We start from the raw sequence: 19,320 nt of genomic DNA, 5'->3' as shown, positions 1-19,320 counted from the left end.
AGGGAGGCTGTTTAAAGGTGGATGAATTAGATATCGCATTCTTTATTTTACCGTTAGGAATTATGCTGCTATCAATTGTCGGGACCTGTATTTGTAAAAACCCGTATCTGATGCCAATGCTTAGTTTGGTGATTTCTCTTGTGCTCACCTTTACCATTTTTAATGAATCATTTTTGGGATGGGCTGTTGTCTATAGCTTGGTTTCTCTGGCTTTATCCTATATCACATTGATTGTGGTAAGGAAAAGGAAGGAATCAGGAAATTAAAAAGACCTCACTTTCTAACATATCGTTGACTAAAGCAACTATATATGATTATAATTGCCTTAGTCAACAATATTAGAAAGTGGGGATTGATTTGAAAACAAGAGAATCATCTGTCGGGTTAAAATTCAGAAAGTTCAATCGATTTTATACAAACGTCCTTGGTTTCCTTAATGAGCACATTTACGACAGCCCGTTTTCCTTAACAGAAACACGGATTTTATTTGAGATTTATAATACGCCTAATTGTACGGCAAAAGCTCTTCAGGATAAACTGGGGCTTGACCGGGGATATATCAGCAGGATTGTGAAGCAGTTTGAAAAAGAAGATTTGATCTATAAACAGAGGAGCAAAGATGACGCTCGCCACCATTATATTTTTGTCACAGAAACAGGAAAAACGATTTATAAAAAGCTGGAGGAGAAAGCCAATGAACAAGTGGAACTGATGCTGAAGGAAATCAACCAAAAGGAGCAGCAGAAGCTTGCCGAGGCGATGGCAGAGATTGAAGCGATCCTTTCACAGTCGCTTTCTGCCAGAACATCAGAGATATCGATTAGAGATTATTTTCTTTCGGAGGATCTTCAACTCCTTATTGAGAAACAAAGACAATTTTACGCGGAGGCTCACGGTTGGGATGACACGTTTTTAGCTTATCTTCAGGAGACATTTGACGCTGACATCGAAAAAATATGGATTGCGGAAAGCGGCGGGAAATTTGCTGGCTCTGTCGGGTTGGTCAAGCATGATGAAAAGACAGTCCAGCTCAGATGGTTTCTGGTTGATGCGGATTTTCGGGGCAGGGGGCTCGGCACGCAATTGCTGGAGCATCTGGTTGCATACTGCCAAGACATGAAGTTTGACCGCATTTTCCTTTGGACGGTGAGCAACATGGCTGAGGCTCGTCCGCTCTATAAAAAATTTGGATTCAGGATAAGTGAAGTAAAACAAGAAGCGCCATTATGGGGACAGCAGCTGACAGAAGAACGGTGGGATTTGGAACTGTCATGAAAAGACTGCATTATGCGTGGATCATCGTCTCCGTCACCTTTTTGATCTTATTGGCGGTTCAGGGGGTGCGGCTGTCATTTGGTGCGTTTGTGGAGCCGTGGGAACGGCAGTTTTCAATGGATAGAAGCACCATCTCGCTGATTTCGACGATGAGTTTTATTGTTTATGGCATATCACAGCCTGTGATTGGGCGGCTTGTGGACAAATGGGGTGCCCGGGCTGTTTTGGCATGGAGTGCGTTACTGACAGGAGTCAGCATTTTCTTAACATACCTAGTGACTTCGCCTTGGCAGCTGTTTCTGCTTTATGGGCTGGGTGTCTCGCTTGGAGTGGGCGGAGCATCGAATGTGGCGGCAAGTGTATTGGTCGTCAATTGGTTCAGCAAAAAGCGGGGACTAGCCTTTGGGATCATGGAAGCAGGCTTTGGCGCGGGGCAAATGCTTCTCGTTCCCGGCTCACTCATGTTGATCCATTGGTTTAGCTGGAAGCTGACGGTTGTGGTGTTGGGACTGCTGTTAATCTTGATTGTCTTTCCGGCTGCGCTGCTGATGCTGCGGAACAATCCTTCAGAAAAGAATACAGAGCCGATAGGCGGACTGGCTGCATCAGAAAAAGAAACAGCACCCAAAACAACAGCTCTTTCAGTGGCCAGGATGTTTCGTATGAGGCAATTCTGGTTCTTGATTTTTCCGTTTTTGATCTGTGGATTTACGACCGTGGGGCTGATGGATACCCATTTGATTCCGTTTTCTCATGATCACGGCTTTTCAACGACAGTCACGAGTGCTGCTGTCAGTCTGCTGGCAGGCTTTAATATTGCTGGCATCTTGCTGTCCGGAATTGTAGCGGACCGGTGGAGCAGCCGGAAAATCCTGTGCTTTTTATATGCGGTGCGGGCGCTGTCGATCGTGATTCTTATTTACAGCCACGAGCCCTACTTGCTTTTAGCCTTTGCGATTCTGTTTGGATTAGTGGACTTTGCAACGGTAGCACCGACTCAAATGCTCGCCACCCAGTACTTTCAAAACTACTCGATCGGCCTCATGATTGGCTGGCTGTCACTCGCCCATCAGATCGGATCGGCACTAGGTGCGTATGTGCCCGGCGTCATCTATACGGTAACGGGTGAGTATACACTGGCTTTTTATTTGTCGATTGGAATGCTCGTGCTTGCCAGCGTAATGAATGTGATGCTGAGGGAGCCAGCTGCGGTCACGCGTGACAGTGCGGCTGTGGTAGACAAGTGATGAGGACAAAGGGAAGGCATCTCTGATTTGGGATTATTCAGAGATGCTTTTTTTGTATTTTTGTTCTAATACGAAGTCGATCATACCGACTATGCGGGCGTTTTCGGATTTTTGTTTGAAGTTTTGGGAGACTTGAATGGCTTTTGCGTTTTTAAAACAAGAGGCAAGCCAGATAAACCCGACAACAACAAAAAATAATCTAGCAAGCAAACTCCCTGCATGGGGTAATTCATTAGTTGTAAAATATAAAAATAGAGTAACTAATGTACCGTAGATTACTGTTTTTATACTATGTATAAGAGTCAGCTGAGGCTCACTAAAGAATACTTTTAATTGATTCAGCATGATAGAATCCTGTTTGGTTAGAAAAGTCAGGATTTCTGTATCATGTTCCTTGTACTGTTTAATAGTTTCGGCTATTTTTACGGTTTCTTTAAATGTTTGTTGATTTAGAGTCATCCAGTATCCTCCTTAAAAGTAAAGCACTACATGAGGAATGATGTAGATCCATAGACCCATGCAGTGCTGATATATTATTTATTTGCAGAAGGGAATAAAGCTAAAAACGCACTTATAAAAGCTACAGCTCCACCTACTGCTAAGGTTTCAGGTATAGCTGTTAGCAAGGCAGCAATTCCTAATACAGCAGCCACTCCAAATGTAATATGAGTGAGAGTAGATTCCCAATCTGGTGAGTATACTTCCTCAGTATCTGGTAAAGTAAAGTGCTTCTGTTTTATTTTAAACGTAATCGTAGTCGTTAGTCCAGTTGTGACATTGTCACCTACTGGAATATCAGGTGTATAGATTTTAATTTGAATATTTAAAGATTCAGCTGTTGGATTTACATAAACCTCCAAATAACCGTTGCGTACTGATAAGCTGAGACTATTTAAAAGGTTTTGATAAGAGTCGATTTGTGACGCAGTGAGAGACGTTTGAGTGTCGCCCAATAAACCCGTGATATAGGCACCTGGTTTACCATTTGTAATGGTAATTGTGTTTGGTGAACCTTCACTTGGTATGGTTGCCAGAAGTGAAGTTGATAGAATAATATCCAACTCAGGTGATGTGAAAATGGTTTCTGTCGTATCAAATTCAAACATCGCGTTTGCCAAACTTGTTAGATTTTCTAAAGCCGGAATGGTAGATAAAATGTCTGTCAGTGTACGCAGCCTTGCATCATATACCGGGTCAGACGGCGGATTTACATTGCTTGCACCTGAGTCTCTTCCTGAAAATCCGTCTTTATCAATCCCGATGCTTCCAGAACCGCTTCCGATGGTTCCTTCATAAAATTGATCAAAGGCCCAGTTGTTTGGCATCGGATAGCCGAGATTGCCGCTAAATCCTGTTGACATATTTGCCACAAAACTATACTTTGTCAGTCCTGCTTCTGATGTACGGATACAAATGTTTCTTGGTCCGTAAACCCCTATTTCATACTTAGGTGCGGTTGAAAATGTCTGCATTTTTGTAAATGCTGACTTAATCTCTTGGAAATAAGGAATGATTTTATCGGTCACTTCATAATCGTATGCATCAAAATCGACAGCGAAATAAATGGTCGTGCCTGACGGAAAACCTAATCTTCTAGCAGCAGAAGCGGCACTATATGCATCTCTTGTGCCTTGGTCTTTGACAAAATAAGAAGATTCATAGCCGCCGTCTTGATAAATTGGGAAAACCTTCAATCCGGCATCAAGAATAACTGCAAGCTCTTTAGATGTCAGGGCTTTTGATATGAGGCCGCTGCTTGTCCGCACATTTCCGGTCAAATATCTGCCAACCGTTTTATAACCGTTATTCCGAAGTGTTTGAGCTTTTTCTGCGGTTATAATTGTAGCAGTGTCACAAGCAGAAGCGGTGCGAGTTGTGTCTCCTGAGCTTGATAATAAAGCTTTAATGGTTGGCATATCTGCATAACCTGTTTGCGGCAGGCACATGAACTCTTGAAATGCTTTAACAGCTGAAACAACACCCACACCATATTTGCCGTCAAACTCACCAGGATCGAACGATTTTCCGTTACAATAGAGGGCGTACTGAACAATTAAGACAAATCCTGTTCTTGAATCGCCGGGAGTTAAAGTAGGGCACAAACTTGTGGTGCCGTTTCCGAAAAATCCATTGGCAACACTTGTGCTCATGCCTTCTTCTTTTTGTAGGGCATAAATAAGAGCTTTATTTGTATCGCGACCATACAGTCCGTCACAAGGCATTAACCCGATATAGTCATTGTAGTCCCGATTTAAGTTTTGTTGAATCTGGCGAATTCTTGAATCACCCCCAGACACCAGCTTAAAAGCGCTCATGTCTAATAAGGCTTTCATAATTAACGTGGTGACAATCCCATCCTGTGTTGTCAGTCCGGCAGCTTTTTGAAATTCTTTTACCGCATTTTCTGTTTTTTCGTAAAAGACGCCTGTAAAACCGCCGGGATTAAAGCCTTTACACCATAAAGCCCCTTGTAAAATAAAATTCATGTTGCTTGGTTTTGAATCTGGAGCTTGGCGTTTAAGAGGCTTAAATAAGCGCTGTGTTGTCGGCCCGAAGTTATCGGCTGGCTCTGAGATACCCAATTCAATTTGAAGCGCCCGAGTCAGACCGTAGATCGTATCCCACCCAGTTTTCCCGCTTTCTTCAACTGGGTTATACCCATGTTTGCCGCTGTACGTATCGTTCAGCCATTGCTGTGTGATTAAGACCATTTCATCAACCATTTCGATTCCTCCTTTGTTAGATTGCGTTCATTTATAGGTGGCAAACGTAGGACAAAATAAAAAAATAGATGCCGTTAAGCATCCATTTTACATCTGTTCTCCATCAGCTTCGCTTTCGGTTTCATCTCCGAAATGTAGAGGCCTAAAAGCGTAAGGGCGCCTCCTAGAAGAGCGATCCATGTCATGTTTTCATGCAGGACCAGGACGGAAGCGGCGATTGTGATAACCGGGACCATGTATATATACGCACTGGATTTGACGGCTCCGAGCACGCCAACTGAATAATTCCAAGTGGCGAAGCACAGGGCCGAAGCGCCAATCCCTAAGAAAAGCATGTTGAGTATATTTGAAGCAGATGAAAATCGGTTTAGGTCCAAATGGAAGTCGAACAAAAATAAAGCGGGAACCATAAATAATAGGCCATACAAAAATACTCTCTGTGTCAGCTCGATGATGTGGTATTCGTAAGCGCTTAATTTTTTCATGAATATCGAGTATCCGCCAAACACGAGAGCAGCCCCGGCTGCCATGATGTCTCCGAGCGGATTTAGACGCAGTACCACATTGCCGTTAAACGTAATCAATAAAAGCCCGATCAGTGCCGAGACAAATCCAATCAAAAAAGTCAGACGCAGTTTTTCGCCTTCGAGCAGAAAATGGGCCAAAACCGCAGTGATCATCGGTATAATGGATACGATCATGCCGACATTGGAGGCGTATGTATAGGTGAGAGCTATATTTTCTAATAGAAAGTATAAGGTTACGCCAAATAAACCAGCCCCGGCAAACAACAGCTCCTGCCGCCAATTTCTGAACGGAATCATGTTGGGACGGACGAGGATAAGAGCGATAAAGCCCATCAAAAACCGATAAAATAATATTTCCATTGGAGAGAAGTCAGCCAGCAGAACTTTTGTCGAAATAAAGGTCGTCCCCCAAATCAGAATGGTCACAATGGCTGCGATATGCCCCGAAGTTTCTCTTTGTATGTTCATCTGTGAAGCTCCTTTTCAAAAATCTTCATGTATTGCTTCGGCGTCAGCCCCACCTGCCGTTTAAAAAACTTCGTCATATGGCTCTGATCGCTGAATCCTGTCTGAAATGCCGCATCAATCGGTCTTACTCCTTGTTCAAGAAGTTTTTTCGCTTGATTAATCCGGATTGTTTCCATGTAGCTATTAGGGGTAATGCCTTTTTGTTTTGTAAATGAACGCAATAAATGATACTTGCTCCAGCCTGTTAATTCACTCAAATCATTGAGTGTGACATTTTCGGCATAATGCTCTTCTAAAAATTCACAAACCATTTTGACTTCGTCTGATGGTTCTGGAACGCTGCTAAGGAACGTGACATCTGAATAATGGCGGATCAGCTCTTCTAATAGATGAAGAAACAGCTCCTCCTTACGCAAAGCTTGTTTTTCCTCGGATATCAAAATATGCAATTCCTGCAGGCTGGCTGTCAGCTCGGGTGGCGGAATAACACATGCTGGGAGAAATAAGGGAGATGCCCGGAGCCAGTAATCTCTTTCACCGCCTTCTCCATGATATCCGGCATGACATTGATACACCGATAATCAAGCGTCCGGCCGTCAATCTGTTCACAGCTATGCGTGTCACGAGGGTTAAAGAGGAGAAGATCACCTGGATTGATGATATATTCTTGATCCTGACAGGCCAGATACCGTTGCCCTTTTTCAATAAATCCAATCACATAATAATCGTGAAAGTGGTTCGGGAACTTTTGCATAATTCCCTTGAAACGGTAGGCTTCTATATGAAGGTGTGGGTCAAGCTGCAATGTGCGGGTTTCGTTTTGCATGGGATGCCTCCTGTCGGTGTGGTGGTCTTGGATTAAGTGTAGCATGATTTAGGGGGATTTCTTGTATGATGTTGCTGTTTAGGAATAGAGAAAGCAGACCGTTATTGGTCTGCTTTCGTTACCTTGTATGATTAAGTATTTTAACGTAAATCTAAATATCCCCATATTGCTCGATAATCGCTTTATCTGCACAATACTGATAAAATTCTTCTATTAATTTATCAACATCTTGCTTACGAGCTATTTTTTCTAACCAATCTCCTGGGATCCCATCTAGCTTATAATACATTCCTGCTATCGATCCTGTTATTGATGCTACAGTATCAGTATCTTCTCCTAAGTTCACTGCTGTTAGTACAGCCTCGGTAAATGAAGATGTAGTGCCGAAACACCAAATTGCCGCTTCTAAAGTATGAACGACATACCCGTCTGATCGAATTTCTTCTCTTGGTGTATTCAAAAAGCTTTTTTCAAAAATTCTTTTATAATGTGTTAACTCTTTATGGTATATATGTTCTTTTTTGAAATTCTCGTCGAAAAGCTCTTTCACTTCTCTTAAAGATGTATCAATTGAATTGTTATAATATAGCCTTAGTAATAGTTCAACATAAATAATGGAACCAACTATAGCACGCGGATGGGCATGGGTTATTTCAGTGTATTTCTTGATCATCTCTGCTTTTTTCACAAAATCGAATTCCTTATGCAAAATAAACACTAATGGTGAAATTCTCATTAATGCTCCATTTCCGTTATCAAATTCTGACTGACCGCCGCATTTTTCTGGCAGAACACCTTTCCTAAATCGGGTAATTGCTTCAACGGTCGTCCTGCCAATGTCAAACATTTCACCATACGGCGTCCAGTAACCTTCATCTTGATACAGTTTAAATTTCTGCATTAAATCATTTATGTTCCCTTTTTCAATCATATTCTCCATCAGGCACAAGGTCAGAGATGTATCGTCAGACCAGGTTCCAGGAGGTTGATTATAGGTGCCGTATCCTACCATATCCTGCACATGAAAATCTCCTCTTTTTTTGAATTCAACAGGGACTCCTAACATATCTCCTATAATGCCACCGTATATTGTTGGAAGAACTTTGTTTTTTATATTAAGTTTAAGAAAGCTCTTATTGTCATCTTCCCATCTATCTATCATTCTTCTGCCTCTCATTTTTTCACCCACTTAAATTAAGTCTAAAATAATATGTAACTTATTGTTGCTATCAACATGTGCGCTTTTAATAACCATCTCTTGCCCAAAATTTAAAAGTAACTCAGCTTCATTAGGAAAGTGGCTTATCTTTCCGAGATAGGCTGCATTGGTTCCTGCTGGAACATTTATTTCCCATGAGACTTCCATGTGATCAAAGGATGATTCCTTAACAATTGCTGTACTAACAAAACCATTGTCTCTGAAAATCTTTCCAATTAATGATTCAGCATTAATGTCTCCATATTTGTTAATTTCAATTAATGACTCTAAAGGTCTTAGGTCTGTTCCTCTATAAACTTGTAAATTGTGTGGAACTCGCGCTTTATCCAACCCATTCTTTATATTATAGATTGTATCTAAATCAATGCCATCTAAAGAATCACTAATTCCTCTTAGATAATCATTTATTTTTTTATAATCATCACCAGTATATTGCTTAATTGCTTCTTGTTCACTTGGGGTTAATGATTTAATCCAATCGTCATAATACTTGCTCCCCCATTGGTGTGCTTCCTCTACGGTTTTAATATCACGTGTAATTTTAGAATTTTCATTTGGTCCTACGCCACCTGATTTGCTATGGTCGCTGCTATTAATCTGGACAAAGTTTTCAAGTTTCTTATCAAAACCCTTCTCTAGTTTCGGAATAGGGCTTTCAATGTTCCCAACTCCTTGTATTGCAGATTCTAGTTGATTGTTACTTGGCAATTTGAAATAAGGTTTTGCTTTTTCAGTAATGTTCTTTGCTATAGATTTATGATCGTTCACAAAAGCCTTTGTTTCCTTTGTCACGAATTTCCCTGCTTTTGTTGCAGATGCCACTTTTCCGAGTCCCTTGGCGCCAAAAAGGGAAGCAACTGCGTAGGTGATGTAGTGGGAGCGGCTATAGACATCACCATGAACCATATTGTCGTTCCAAGATTTTTTAAATGAATCGACCATGTATTCAAAAGTTTCGGGAGCGCTATAAATGATATTTTGGAGTTCCTGTCCGGCTTTGACTTGTTCTTCGATGCCCATCTTGCCCTGTGCTCTATACGACCATATAGCAAGATCGTAAGCACCGACTGCGAGGTCGCATGCACCGGTAACGATATCCTTTCCGGCATCCCAAAGCCCGACAATTACACCTTTTCCTCCTTCGACAAGCATTTTTCCTGTTTGCTGCTGTGCTTTCATTTGAACGATGCTTGAATAATATTGTAATTGCTCAGCGCTCAGGTTGTCAGTGCCAATCTTTTCTGCAACTTTCAGGTATTCATCAGGATCAGTAGTTTTGTCGAGTTTTTTCTTGAGATACTCGATTTCTTCCTGTTTTTTTGCTTTGATGAACTGCTGAGCTTGTTTGTGTATATCCGCTTTGTTTTGATAAACATCTGTTTCGTGAAAGGCTTTTGCATTAAAACTTATTGGGTTGGTACTTCCGCCTTTGCTGGTGGCACCGGTCAGCGCTTCGAAAAATGCCCGAACCTCATGTTCTACAACTTCGGAGGCCTCGTAATCACTGTTCAGTTTCTCATCAAGGTTATGCAGATGTGTAATCGTTTTTTTTCGTTTTTTATCTGCTTTATCCAGTTTATCGGTCACTGTGGAATTGTCAAAGAGGGACAGCGGTAAAATGTCATCAATAGAATTCAGAATTGATTTAATTTCTTTTTGCTGTGCCTCTATAATACCGTCTGCTTTGACTAGACCATTATACAGTTCGTTATCGAGATAAGATTCCTCGATATATGCATCGTCATCAAATGTTGCTGCTTCAATAGCGGATGGAATATTTTTGAAAAAAGCGATTCTCATGTCAATGAGGTCCAGCCACAGATCCGCCCCTGTCGCTTGTTCCTTATAGAAGGCTTTAATTGCGTTAGCTCCTTTGCCTGTCATGGCATCATCCAAGTTTGCCATCTTTTTGAACTGTTTTTTCAATGTAGCCATGTGCTCTCTCAATGTTTGGTAGGCTTTAAGGCGCGTTTCGGCAGTTTCTAAAATCGTACTTACTTCAAGAATCTTCATTTAATACATGTCCTTTCGCCTGAATTTTCCTGTAAATATGGTACCATGGTGAATTTAGGAAAGGAGCGCAAACTGAGAAATCAAGGAAAAACAGTACTTTTTTACTGATTCTAATTATTCATTTTACTCGCAGATATAAAATCTACTGGAATCAGCTGTCGTACCCATTCTTGGTGGCTTCCAGATCTCAGTTTTTATATTGAAGATTTCAGGTGGTACTGTACGGTATGTGCGGAGTTCGCCAGCCATTTTTTTGTGGAAAGCCTTCTAATCATGCAACTCGTGATGAATTCTTATTTTATCTTTTTTAATAAAAATTTATTTTTCAAATATTTCAGTTATAATGGTTTGGAACAGATAGGAGGGGCAAAGATGTATCAATCAAAGAAGGTTTTATTGTTAGGTTCAGGTGAATTAGGTAAAGAGGTAGTGATTGAAGCCCAGCGTCTTGGGGTACAGACGGTGGCAGTTGACAGTTACGAGCATGCTCCGGCGATGCAGGTCGCGCATAACAGTTATGTCGTTGATATGCTGGACCCAGAGCAGATCAGAACCATTATTGAGAAAGAAAAGCCGGATTTGATTGTGCCTGAGGTTGAGGCGATCGCGACGGATGAATTGCTGAAGCTTGAAGAGGAAGGATTTCACGTCATCCCGAATGCCCGTGCGGCCAAGCTGACGATGGATCGGGAAGGCATCAGACGGCTTGCGGCGGAAACGCTTGGACTTGCGACGGCTGGCTATGAATTTGCGAATACATATGATGAATTTATACAAGCGGCAGCACAGATCGGTTTTCCTTGTGTCGTTAAACCATTGATGAGTTCTTCTGGAAAAGGCCAAAGCATCTGCCGCTCTGAAGCGGATTTAGAGAGCTGCTGGGAGACGGCGATGGAAGGCGGACGGGTGAAAAACGGCCGCGTGATCGTTGAGGAGTTTATCCCATTCGAATCAGAAATCACACTCTTAACCGTACGTGCGGTTAACGGTACGGCATTTTGCGAGCCGATCGGTCATGTGCAAAAGGACGGGGATTATATCGAATCATGGCAGCCGCATGATATGACAGAGCAGCAAATAGAAGAAGCGAAGCATATTGCGAAAACGATCACGGATGAGCTTGGCGGATACGGCCTGTTTGGTGTTGAGCTGTTCCTTGCGAAAGATAGGGTATATTTCAGTGAGGTATCTCCCCGTCCGCATGATACGGGTCTTGTCACGCTGGTGACGCAAAATTTGTCAGAATTTGCGCTGCATGTCCGGGCGATTCTCGGCTTTCCGATTACAGAAATCACACAGCTTTCTCCTGGCGCCAGCAGGCCCCTCAAAGCGCCGGAAGAATTAGCGGATTACACTGTTGAAGGATTGGAAAACGCACTGGCAGTCCCAAAGACTCAAATGCGCGTCTTTGGAAAGCCGATAACGAAAGCCGGACGTCGTATGGCAGTTGCGCTTTCTGCTGCTGATACAGTTGAAACGGCAAGAGAGAATGCAAAGAAAGCGTTGGACCAGCTAACGATAAAATAGAGTTTGAGCAGGCCTTGTCATGGTACAAGGCCTGTTTTTTTCTTTCTCCGTAAAAGTTTTATCATAAGAATCAGAAACCCGATTATAATGTAAAAGTCTTCCATCAATACGGGTGGTTGACACTAAAGGAGGGAGATGACAAAATGAAATTAGTTCCAAGATTCAGAAAACAATGGTTCGCTTACTTAACGGTTTTGTGTTTGGCTTTGGCAGCAGCGGTATCTTTTGGCGTACCGGCAAAAGCGGCAGAGAATCCGCAAACTTCTGTTTCGAATACTGGTAAAGAAGCTGATGCTACGAAAAACCAAACGTCAAAAGCAGAACAGGTTTCCGCCCCTTATGAGGGAACCGGAAAAACAAGTAAATCGTTATACGGCGGCCAAACGGAACTGGAGAAAAATATTCAAACCTTACAGCCTTCGAGCATTATCGGAACTGATGAACGCACCAGAATCTCCAGCACGACATCTTTTCCATATAGAGCAACCGTTCAACTGTCAATCAAGTATCCCAACACTTCAAGCACTTATGGATGTACCGGATTTTTAGTCAATCCAAATACAGTCGTCACGGCTGGACATTGTGTGTACAGCCAGGATCATGGATGGGCTTCGACGATAACCGCCGCGCCGGGCCGCAATGGTTCGTCATATCCGTACGGTACTTATTCAGGCACGATGTTTTACTCCGTCAAAGGATGGACGGAAAGCAAAGACACCAATTATGATTACGGAGCTATTAAATTAAACGGTTCTCCTGGAAACACGGTTGGCTGGTACGGCTACCGGACTACAAACAGCAGCAGTCCCGTGGGCCTTTCCTCGTCAGTGACAGGATTCCCGTGTGACAAAACCTTTGGCACGATGTGGTCTGATACAAAGCCGATTCGCTCCGCTGAAACGTATAAGCTGACCTATACAACCGATACGTACGGCTGCCAAAGCGGCTCGCCTGTTTATCGAAACTACAGTGATACAGGGCAGACAGCTATTGCCATTCACACGAACGGAGGATCGTCATATAACTTGGGAACAAGGGTGACGAACGATGTATTCAACAATATTCAATATTGGGCAAATCAATAAATACAGCAAACTAGCCATATTCATGTCTATTTTGTTTTTATGCGGGTGCAGTTCGCAGACGCATTCTTCTCCAAAAGAAACGACTATTCCTGTCACTCTTCATGTGGAGGATGCTAAGGGGCTGCCGGTCGAAGGGGTTCAAGTGACGATTGTCAAAGCGCCCTCTTCAGATGAGGAGCCGAGTACAGAGATTGGCGAGATACTCGGTAAAACAGACAAAAACGGAGATATCAAATGGGATACCGGCAGAAAAGGCGATTACTCAGTCGCGTTGACGAAGGGTGAAACATCAGTAACCCATCACATCTCGTTAACAGAGGATAAAAAAGATCATGCCATTCCATTAGTCTTCAAAGAATAGCAGTTTCCTTGATTTTAAGGGAACTGCCTTTTTTATTTATTGCAGGAAACCAAACTATATACTGGAAATTTATTATGTGAGATAATAAGAAATAGGTATTTTTTCTTACGAGACAAAAGGGGCGTTATCCTTTATTTTATATTAATCAAACCCGGAGGAAAAAGAAGAAGATGATACAAGATTCAATGCAGTTTGCCGCGGTTGAAAGTGGTCTGCGCTTTTACCAGGCATATGATCAAAGCCTTTCTTTGTGGCCGATTGAGTCGGAAGCATTCTATGTTTCTACTCGTTTTGGAAAAACACATATCATTGCAAGTGGGCCAAAGGACGCACCTTCGCTCATTTTGCTTCACGGGGGCCTTTTCAGCTCTGCAATGTGGTATCCGAATATCGCGGCGTTGAGCCGTCAATTTCGTACATATGCGGTCGATATAATAGGAGACAAAAATAAAAGTATACCATCAGCAGCCATGGAAACGAGAGCTGATTTTGCAGAATGGATGAAAGATGTCTTTGATTCTCTTGGACTAGAGACGGCACACCTGGCCGGCCTTTCGCTTGGCGGGTCCCATATCGTGAATTTCTTACTCCGCGCGCCTGAAAGAGTAGAGCGGGCGGTTGTTATGAGTCCCGCTGAAGCGTTTATTTCATTTCATCCGGATGTCTATAAATACGCTGCAGAGCTTACAGGGGCAAGAGGAGCTGAATCATATATCAAGTGGATCACAGGCGACAGTTATGATCTGCATCCTTTACTGCAAAGACAAATTGTGGCGGGCGTGGAATGGAAGGATGAACAAAGGAGCCTGAAGCCGACAGAAAACGGCTTTCCGTACGTGTTCACAGACCAGGAATTGAAATCGATACAAGTCCCGGTACTGCTGATGTTCGGTGAGCACGAGGTCATGTACCATCAGCAAATGGCCTTTGAGCGGGCTTCGGTATTGGTGCCGGGAATTCAGGCTGAAATCGTAAAGAACGCCGGACATCTGTTATCTCTGGAGCAGCCAGAGTACGTCAATCAACGCGTCTTGTCCTTTTTATGCGGGGGGATAAACTAGTAAGGAACATGAAAAGATTGGCATTCATTTTTCAAAAGGTAACAAATGTTGTATAATAATAGAATTTGAATGCTGCTTTTTTTGGGAGCATTCTATGTTATCATGCTTATTGGAGAAAAATTTTTCCTGTAACGCTATTCGATCACTATCGTCAAATAATATAGATGGTTTTACAATTGGAGGTTTGGTTACACTGTGAATTACATCCCCTGTATGATTACGATAGGAAACTTCATTTGCGGATTGCTGGCGATTCATTCCTTGCTATATCACAACATTCATTCAGCAGTGCTTTTTATTTTTACAGGCATGTTCCTTGATTTCTTTGACGGGATGGCTGCTCGTAAGCTGAATGCCGTTTCTGATATGGGGAGAGAACTGGATTCGTTTGCCGATCTGGTTACGTTTGGGGTGGCTCCTGCTATGCTTGCTTACAGTGTCGCGTTGTATACCCTGCCATTTATCGGGATCTTATGCGCATTGACGTACAGCATTTGCGGAATGCTTCGCCTCTCTAAATTTAACATTGAACAAAGCAAGCTCCCGACGTTTATCGGTATGCCGATTCCGTTTGCGGGCATGTGTCTCGTTATTTTAAGCTTTACCTATAACCCGATCCTTCTGGCAATCGGCTCTTGCGGACTTTCATATTTGATGGTGAGTAAAATAAAATTCCCTCATTTTAAAAAACATGCGGCAGAAAACCTGGAGTCTGGGAGATGGAATTAGTTCAGCAGCTCATAGCGGATTACGGTTATCTCGCTATTTTTTTGATGCTGGTATTAGGAATTGTAGGATTGCCGATTCCAGATGAAGTGATGATGACCGTTGTTGGCTATTTCACGCATACCGATGTATTGAATTATGAGCTTTCGATATTGATTAGTTTTGTCGGGGCTTTGTTAGGTATGCTGATCAGCTACATGATTGGCAGAAAAGCCGGACGCCCGTTTATCGACAAGTACGGCAAGTGGGTCGGCTTAAAAGAAAAAAGAATGATGAAAGTGGAAAAATGGATGAAGAAATACGGTCCATATTCTCTTATTTTAGGTTATTTTATTCCCGGCGTCAGACATGTGACGTGCTACTTTTCGGGGATCGGCAAAATGGATCTGAAAACGTATGTTGCGTTTGCGGCAATCGGTGCCTTTTTATGGTGCTTTGTTTTTATTACAATCGGAAGGGTTATAGGGATTATTCATGTTTAATACGGCTGTAAAGATTCTGTATCGATCATTGATAGAGCTGACGAATCATCGTCTGTCATCCTATCTGATTAAAGGATTTTGCGAGTCAAAAATCAGCAAACCGGTCATTCCGCTTTTCTCAAAACATTTTCGGCTGAATTGGGATGATGTGGATGGTACGGCTGCTGATTACGGATCGCTGTCCGAATTGTTCATTCGACAAATAAATCTGGAGCGGCGTCCTGTGTCAAAAGAGGCGCATGCGGTGGTCAGCCCTGTTGACGGTGTGGTTCAGACGGTAGGAATCATCAACCCGAATCAAACCTTTACGGTGAAGGGAAAAGATTACTCATTCGCTGAACTCACCGGCTGTAAAAGCGCAGACCATCAATACAACGGCGGATACTTCGTCGTGCTGTATCTAAGCCCGAGGCATTATCACCGTTTCCATTCTCCGATCAGCTGCAGGTATCAAAAGCTGGCCGAGCTCGGAAATCGCTCATACCCGGTAAATCAACTAGGCTTAAAATACGGGAAAGATGTGCTGTCGAAAAATTATCGGTTTGTGTACGAGCTGAATAGCGGCAGCCGAAATGTCCTGATGATTCCTGTCGGCGCGATGAATATTAATTCTATCGTGCAGACGAGCACCCGTGCTGAATTGGAGATCGGCGAAGAGCTGGGATACTTTTCATTCGGGTCAACCGTCATTTTGATTTTTGAAAAAGACGCGTTCCAGCCGTCCGCCCATTTAGCAGAAGGCCAAGAAGTTCAAGTCGGAGAACTGATAGGTTATGAAGAGTAAAAAGAGGAGCTTGCATAAACGCAGCGCCTCTTTTTTTGAAGAAAGGTGAGACTTATGGAGAAACAAATCATCAGCTGGATTACAGATTATCAGAACACCGGAGATGAAGCCGTCCTGCGGCAAGTGCGAGAAGTGTGCTGGCCGATCGTTGAAGCGGTTTTGCAAGAGAAGGCAATAGATGATGAACAAGCGAACAATTTGCGCGAAAAAGGAATCGAGCGGTTTCCATTCATCATCAGCAAATACCAAGCGGATGTGCAGCTTCCGGTTGAGACATTTTTACGAAATACGTATCGGTTTTACTTTCATCAGGTGATGAGAGAATCCAGCTAAAGCTTCTTTCAACAGAGAAGCTTTTTTTGTTGGCAGGAAAAGGAAACTTTTTCTATATCTATCTCGTAATGACTAGAGAACCTAGCAGAAAAGGAGAGATAGAATTGAAACGAATGATAGTGAGAATGACCCTGCCGCTGCTGATCGTTTGTCTGGCGTTTTCTTCTTTTTCAGCCTCTGCCCGTGCTGCTTCTGAAGAAAAATATTGGGGTTCATGGATTGAACGACATGCACAGCCGCTGGATGCTTCCAATGCTTCAAACAAAGACCTTCGCTTTCTGAAGAAGGTGCTGAAGGGAAAACGAATCGTTCAGTTAGGAGAAACCACACACGGCGCTGGTGAAATCAACGCCACAAAGGTCAGAATGATCAAATATCTCCACGAAGAGCTGGGATACGATGTATTGGCCTTTGAGTCCGGTTTTCCTGATACAAATGCATCCTACCTTAATATGGACCAATTAACCCCTAAAAGCACGATGAAAAACTCCATTTACGCTGTATGGCACACAGAAGATGTCGTTGAATTGTTTGATTACATGAAAGAGCAAAAAGAGAAAGGCGATCCGCTGATCCTTACCGGTTTTGATATTCAAAGCATGAAGAATTCATTCAATGATGCTGCGACTCAATGGGTAAAAGCGGTGAACCCTGAGAAAGCAGAGTTGCTCTCCCAATCAGAAAATAATTTTTCAACATTAGTGACAGACAGCAATACGTTTGATGAATTTTCGCAAAAGAAGGAAAAGCTTGTGAAAAACTATCAGAAGCTGATCAAGTTCGCTGAAACACACGCTTCAGAGCTAAAAGAAAACCTTCCAAAAGAGCCGAAAGCTTATGAGATGTTTATGCGGTCTCTTCAGCTGAGAATTGACGTAATGGAAACGTATATGCTGGAAGAAATGAAAGAAAAACTAGAGGAGTATCCGGAGAATATTGAGGATTTTTCATTCTTTATGAGAGACCGCATGATGGCTGAACAATTTCAGTGGGTAGCTGACACCCTTTATCCGAAAAAGAAAATCATTGTCTGGGGCCACAATTACCATCTACGCAAACAGAATACGAAGATGATAAAGGACTGGGTACAGCTAAACGGCCCTAACATGGGTGATTATTTGCCGGAGCGGCTGAAAAAACAAACATATACGATTGGCATTTATGCTTACTCAGGTGCAAGTCTGGATAGTTCTGATAATAAGACGGTTATGCCGGTTACAAGCCCGCCGCCGTCTGGAAGTCTTGAAGCTTTGCTGAAAGCTGCGGATCATCCAGTTGTTTTTGTTGATTTTCTCCATACAAAAAACAAGAAAGGCACTTCGTGGATGTATACCCCGCGGACTGCGCTCTATTGGGGGTACATGGAAGAGCAGATGATCCTTAAGGAACAATATGACGGTGTCATTTGGCTGGAGCGTATCACGCCGTCAGTCATTATCAAGTGAGCGGTGTCCCCTGTGCTATAACAGGTGGAGTGCACCTTTTGTTTGATAGTTTTCAGACAACTACATTGATTAGTAAATGAATGGAAAATACTTGTCTACTGTGAGAAACCCTTGTGCCGCTTAGGTTTGTAAGAGCTTGGATATTTTTATCAGTCTGGGCGGATCTGTTCATCTTTGCGGCATTTTCCTGTATGATATAGTAAGAGTGTGCATAGCAACTAACTATAATTGAACAGGGTGTTTAAAACATGGAAAAACAATACAGAGTATTACTTTACTATAAATATGTTCCGATTGAAGATCCAGAGGCGTTTAGAGAGCAGCATCTGGCTTTTTGTAAGGAGCTTGGTTTGTTAGGCCGTATCCTTGTTTCTTCTGAAGGAATTAACGGTACGGTATCAGGTACGGTTGAACAGACTGAAAAATATATGGAAACGATGAAAGCTGATCCTCGTTTTGCGGACATGGTATTTAAAATTGATGAAGCAGAAGGCCATGCCTTCAAAAAAATCTTCGTCCGCCATAAAAAAGAGCTTGTAACGCTTCGTCTTGAAGATGATGTCGATCCGAACGAAACAACAGGCCAGCATTTGAAGCCTGCAGAATTTTATGAGAAGATGCAGGATCCAAACACAATTGTCATCGACGCGCGTAACGATTACGAGTATGACCTTGGCCATTTCAGAGGTGCGGTCCGTCCTGACATCGAAGCCTTCCGCGAATTACCTGAATGGATTGAAGAACACAAAGATATGCTTGAAGGCAAAAAGATTTTAACGTACTGTACAGGCGGCGTGCGCTGTGAAAAGTTCTCAGGATGGCTGGTGAAGCAAGGCTTTGAAGATGTAGCACAGCTTGACGGCGGAATCGTGACATACGGAAAAGATCCAGAGGTGCAAGGCAAGCTTTGGGACGGCCAGTGCTACGTATTTGATGAAAGAATCAGCGTGCCTGTCAACCGTGTCGAGCATGTGATTGTCGGCAAGGACTACTTTACAGGAGAACCGTGTGAGCGTTATGTGAACTGCGCAAATCCATCTTGCAATAAAAAAATGATATGCACACCGGAAAATGAGTATAAATATATGCGCAGCTGCAGCCACGAATGCCGCACGAACCCAAGAAACCTGTATGTGAAAGAGCATAATATGACAGAAGAAGAAGTAAACGCAAGACTGGCAGCGATTGAAACAGAAGATCACGCTGCTGCTGAATAAA

The 19,320-nt window shown here is 42.8% G+C and carries 18 protein-coding genes and 1 pseudogene; 13 read left to right on the top strand and 6 right to left on the bottom strand.

The window, feature by feature from the left end; all coding sequences use genetic code 11:
• Positions 1–17: 17 nt before the first annotated feature.
• From M1D94_RS19995 to M1D94_RS19985, 3 genes are all read left to right on the top strand, one after another.
• Positions 18–266 carry a YbeF family protein gene (locus M1D94_RS19995; protein ID WP_015715167.1) on the top strand — a complete coding sequence of 83 codons (249 nt, stop codon included), beginning with the start codon at positions 18–20 and terminating at the stop codon, positions 264–266.
• Positions 267–357: 91 nt separating this feature from the next.
• On the top strand, positions 358–1,275 hold the full coding sequence (locus M1D94_RS19990) for a bifunctional helix-turn-helix transcriptional regulator/GNAT family N-acetyltransferase (protein ID WP_282627580.1): 918 nt from the start codon (positions 358–360) through the stop codon (positions 1,273–1,275).
• Positions 1,272–2,522: an MFS transporter gene (locus tag M1D94_RS19985; protein WP_249851330.1), complete on the top strand. Its 1,251-nt coding sequence runs from the start codon at positions 1,272–1,274 to the stop codon at positions 2,520–2,522. The genes M1D94_RS19990 and M1D94_RS19985 overlap by 4 nt, the downstream gene beginning before the upstream one ends.
• 33 nt (positions 2,523–2,555) lie before the next feature.
• On the opposite strand, the gene M1D94_RS19980 is transcribed toward M1D94_RS19985, so the two are convergent.
• The 6 genes and pseudogenes from M1D94_RS19980 to M1D94_RS19955 form a co-directional block, all read right to left on the bottom strand.
• Positions 2,556–2,981: a hypothetical protein gene (locus M1D94_RS19980; protein ID WP_064672064.1), complete on the bottom strand. Its 426-nt coding sequence runs from the start codon at positions 2,979–2,981 to the stop codon at positions 2,556–2,558.
• Between the two features lie 74 nt (positions 2,982–3,055).
• The gene (locus M1D94_RS19975; RefSeq protein ID WP_041850649.1) at positions 3,056–5,245 is read right to left on the bottom strand and encodes a glycoside hydrolase domain-containing protein; all 2,190 of its coding nucleotides are present in this window, start codon (positions 5,243–5,245) and stop codon (positions 3,056–3,058) included.
• Positions 5,246–5,319: 74 nt separating this feature from the next.
• Positions 5,320–6,240 (bottom strand): DMT family transporter, encoded by a 921-nt coding sequence (locus M1D94_RS19970; protein WP_456270323.1) that lies wholly within the window; start codon positions 6,238–6,240, stop codon positions 5,320–5,322.
• A pseudogene (locus M1D94_RS19965) lies at positions 6,237–7,066 on the bottom strand (AraC family ligand binding domain-containing protein). Before M1D94_RS19965 ends, M1D94_RS19970 begins: the two are co-directional and overlap by 4 nt.
• 151 nt (positions 7,067–7,217) lie before the next feature.
• Positions 7,218–8,243, bottom strand: a complete 1,026-nt coding sequence (locus M1D94_RS19960; protein WP_015252933.1) for an ADP-ribosylglycohydrolase family protein — start codon at positions 8,241–8,243, stop codon at positions 7,218–7,220.
• A 12-nt stretch (positions 8,244–8,255) separates the two neighbouring features.
• Positions 8,256–10,298, bottom strand: a complete 2,043-nt coding sequence (locus M1D94_RS19955; RefSeq protein ID WP_021481904.1) for a T7SS effector LXG polymorphic toxin — start codon at positions 10,296–10,298, stop codon at positions 8,256–8,258.
• A 282-nt stretch (positions 10,299–10,580) separates the two neighbouring features.
• On the opposite strand from M1D94_RS19955, the gene purT reads away from it, so the two are divergent.
• The 10 genes from purT (at position 10,581) to trhO (ending at position 19,319) form a co-directional block, all read left to right on the top strand.
• Positions 10,581–11,825 carry a phosphoribosylglycinamide formyltransferase 2 gene (gene purT / locus M1D94_RS19950; RefSeq protein WP_277709685.1) on the top strand — a complete coding sequence of 415 codons (1,245 nt, stop codon included), beginning with the start codon at positions 10,581–10,583 and terminating at the stop codon, positions 11,823–11,825.
• A gap of 143 nt (positions 11,826–11,968) precedes the next feature.
• Positions 11,969–12,910, top strand: coding sequence for an extracellular metalloprotease Mpr (mpr, locus tag M1D94_RS19945; protein WP_015252930.1), 942 nt, complete (start codon positions 11,969–11,971; stop codon positions 12,908–12,910).
• Positions 12,873–13,271, top strand: coding sequence for a YbfJ family protein (locus M1D94_RS19940; protein WP_015715171.1), 399 nt, complete (start codon positions 12,873–12,875; stop codon positions 13,269–13,271). The genes mpr and M1D94_RS19940 overlap by 38 nt, the downstream gene beginning before the upstream one ends.
• Positions 13,272–13,441: 170 nt before the next feature.
• Positions 13,442–14,332 (top strand): enantioselective carboxylesterase CesB, encoded by an 891-nt coding sequence (cesB, locus tag M1D94_RS19935; protein WP_072175264.1) that lies wholly within the window; start codon positions 13,442–13,444, stop codon positions 14,330–14,332.
• 195 nt (positions 14,333–14,527) lie between these two features.
• A complete protein-coding gene (gene pssA, locus M1D94_RS19930) occupies positions 14,528–15,061 on the top strand; it encodes a CDP-diacylglycerol--serine O-phosphatidyltransferase (RefSeq protein ID WP_031315691.1) in 534 nt (177 codons plus the stop codon).
• Complete coding sequence (locus tag M1D94_RS19925) at positions 15,052–15,540, top strand: DedA family protein (protein ID WP_003234861.1); 489 nt, start codon at positions 15,052–15,054, stop codon at positions 15,538–15,540. Before pssA ends, M1D94_RS19925 begins: the two co-directional genes overlap by 10 nt.
• Entirely contained in the window at positions 15,533–16,324 is a 792-nt protein-coding gene (locus tag M1D94_RS19920; protein WP_003234858.1) for a phosphatidylserine decarboxylase, read from the top strand. Before M1D94_RS19925 ends, M1D94_RS19920 begins: the two co-directional genes overlap by 8 nt.
• A gap of 54 nt (positions 16,325–16,378) precedes the next feature.
• Positions 16,379–16,657 carry a hypothetical protein gene (locus M1D94_RS19915; protein WP_021481898.1) on the top strand — a complete coding sequence of 93 codons (279 nt, stop codon included), beginning with the start codon at positions 16,379–16,381 and terminating at the stop codon, positions 16,655–16,657.
• Positions 16,658–16,761: 104 nt separating this feature from the next.
• Positions 16,762–18,102: an erythromycin esterase family protein gene (locus tag M1D94_RS19910; RefSeq protein WP_424926397.1), complete on the top strand. Its 1,341-nt coding sequence runs from the start codon at positions 16,762–16,764 to the stop codon at positions 18,100–18,102.
• 248 nt (positions 18,103–18,350) lie between these two features.
• On the top strand, positions 18,351–19,319 hold the full coding sequence (gene trhO, locus M1D94_RS19905) for an oxygen-dependent tRNA uridine(34) hydroxylase TrhO (RefSeq protein WP_003246287.1): 969 nt from the start codon (positions 18,351–18,353) through the stop codon (positions 19,317–19,319).
• The last annotated feature ends 1 nt before the right edge of the window (position 19,320 follow it).

The organism is Bacillus sp. JZ109, assembly GCF_053903135.1.
This window is presented reverse-complemented; position numbering and strand designations above follow the sequence as displayed.

What these genes read in the sequence shown, in the direction of transcription:
- M1D94_RS19940 (WP_015715171.1), top strand. Translation starts at nt 12,873, where the DNA reads ATGTATTCAACAATATTCAATATTGGGCAAATCAATAAATACAGCAAA.
- M1D94_RS19980 (WP_064672064.1), bottom strand. Translation starts at nt 2,981, where the DNA reads ATGACTCTAAATCAACAAACATTTAAAGAAACCGTAAAAATAGCCGAA.
- trhO (WP_003246287.1), top strand. Translation starts at nt 18,351, where the DNA reads ATGGAAAAACAATACAGAGTATTACTTTACTATAAATATGTTCCGATT.
- M1D94_RS19915 (WP_021481898.1), top strand. Translation starts at nt 16,379, where the DNA reads ATGGAGAAACAAATCATCAGCTGGATTACAGATTATCAGAACACCGGA.
- M1D94_RS19955 (WP_021481904.1), bottom strand. Translation starts at nt 10,298, where the DNA reads ATGAAGATTCTTGAAGTAAGTACGATTTTAGAAACTGCCGAAACGCGC.
- M1D94_RS19920 (WP_003234858.1), top strand. Translation starts at nt 15,533, where the DNA reads ATGTTTAATACGGCTGTAAAGATTCTGTATCGATCATTGATAGAGCTG.
- cesB (WP_072175264.1), top strand. Translation starts at nt 13,442, where the DNA reads ATGATACAAGATTCAATGCAGTTTGCCGCGGTTGAAAGTGGTCTGCGC.
- M1D94_RS19960 (WP_015252933.1), bottom strand. Translation starts at nt 8,243, where the DNA reads ATGAGAGGCAGAAGAATGATAGATAGATGGGAAGATGACAATAAGAGC.
- M1D94_RS19925 (WP_003234861.1), top strand. Translation starts at nt 15,052, where the DNA reads ATGGAATTAGTTCAGCAGCTCATAGCGGATTACGGTTATCTCGCTATT.
- mpr (WP_015252930.1), top strand. Translation starts at nt 11,969, where the DNA reads ATGAAATTAGTTCCAAGATTCAGAAAACAATGGTTCGCTTACTTAACG.
- M1D94_RS19970 (WP_456270323.1), bottom strand. Translation starts at nt 6,240, where the DNA reads ATGAACATACAAAGAGAAACTTCGGGGCATATCGCAGCCATTGTGACC.
- M1D94_RS19975 (WP_041850649.1), bottom strand. Translation starts at nt 5,245, where the DNA reads ATGGTTGATGAAATGGTCTTAATCACACAGCAATGGCTGAACGATACG.
- M1D94_RS19985 (WP_249851330.1), top strand. Translation starts at nt 1,272, where the DNA reads ATGAAAAGACTGCATTATGCGTGGATCATCGTCTCCGTCACCTTTTTG.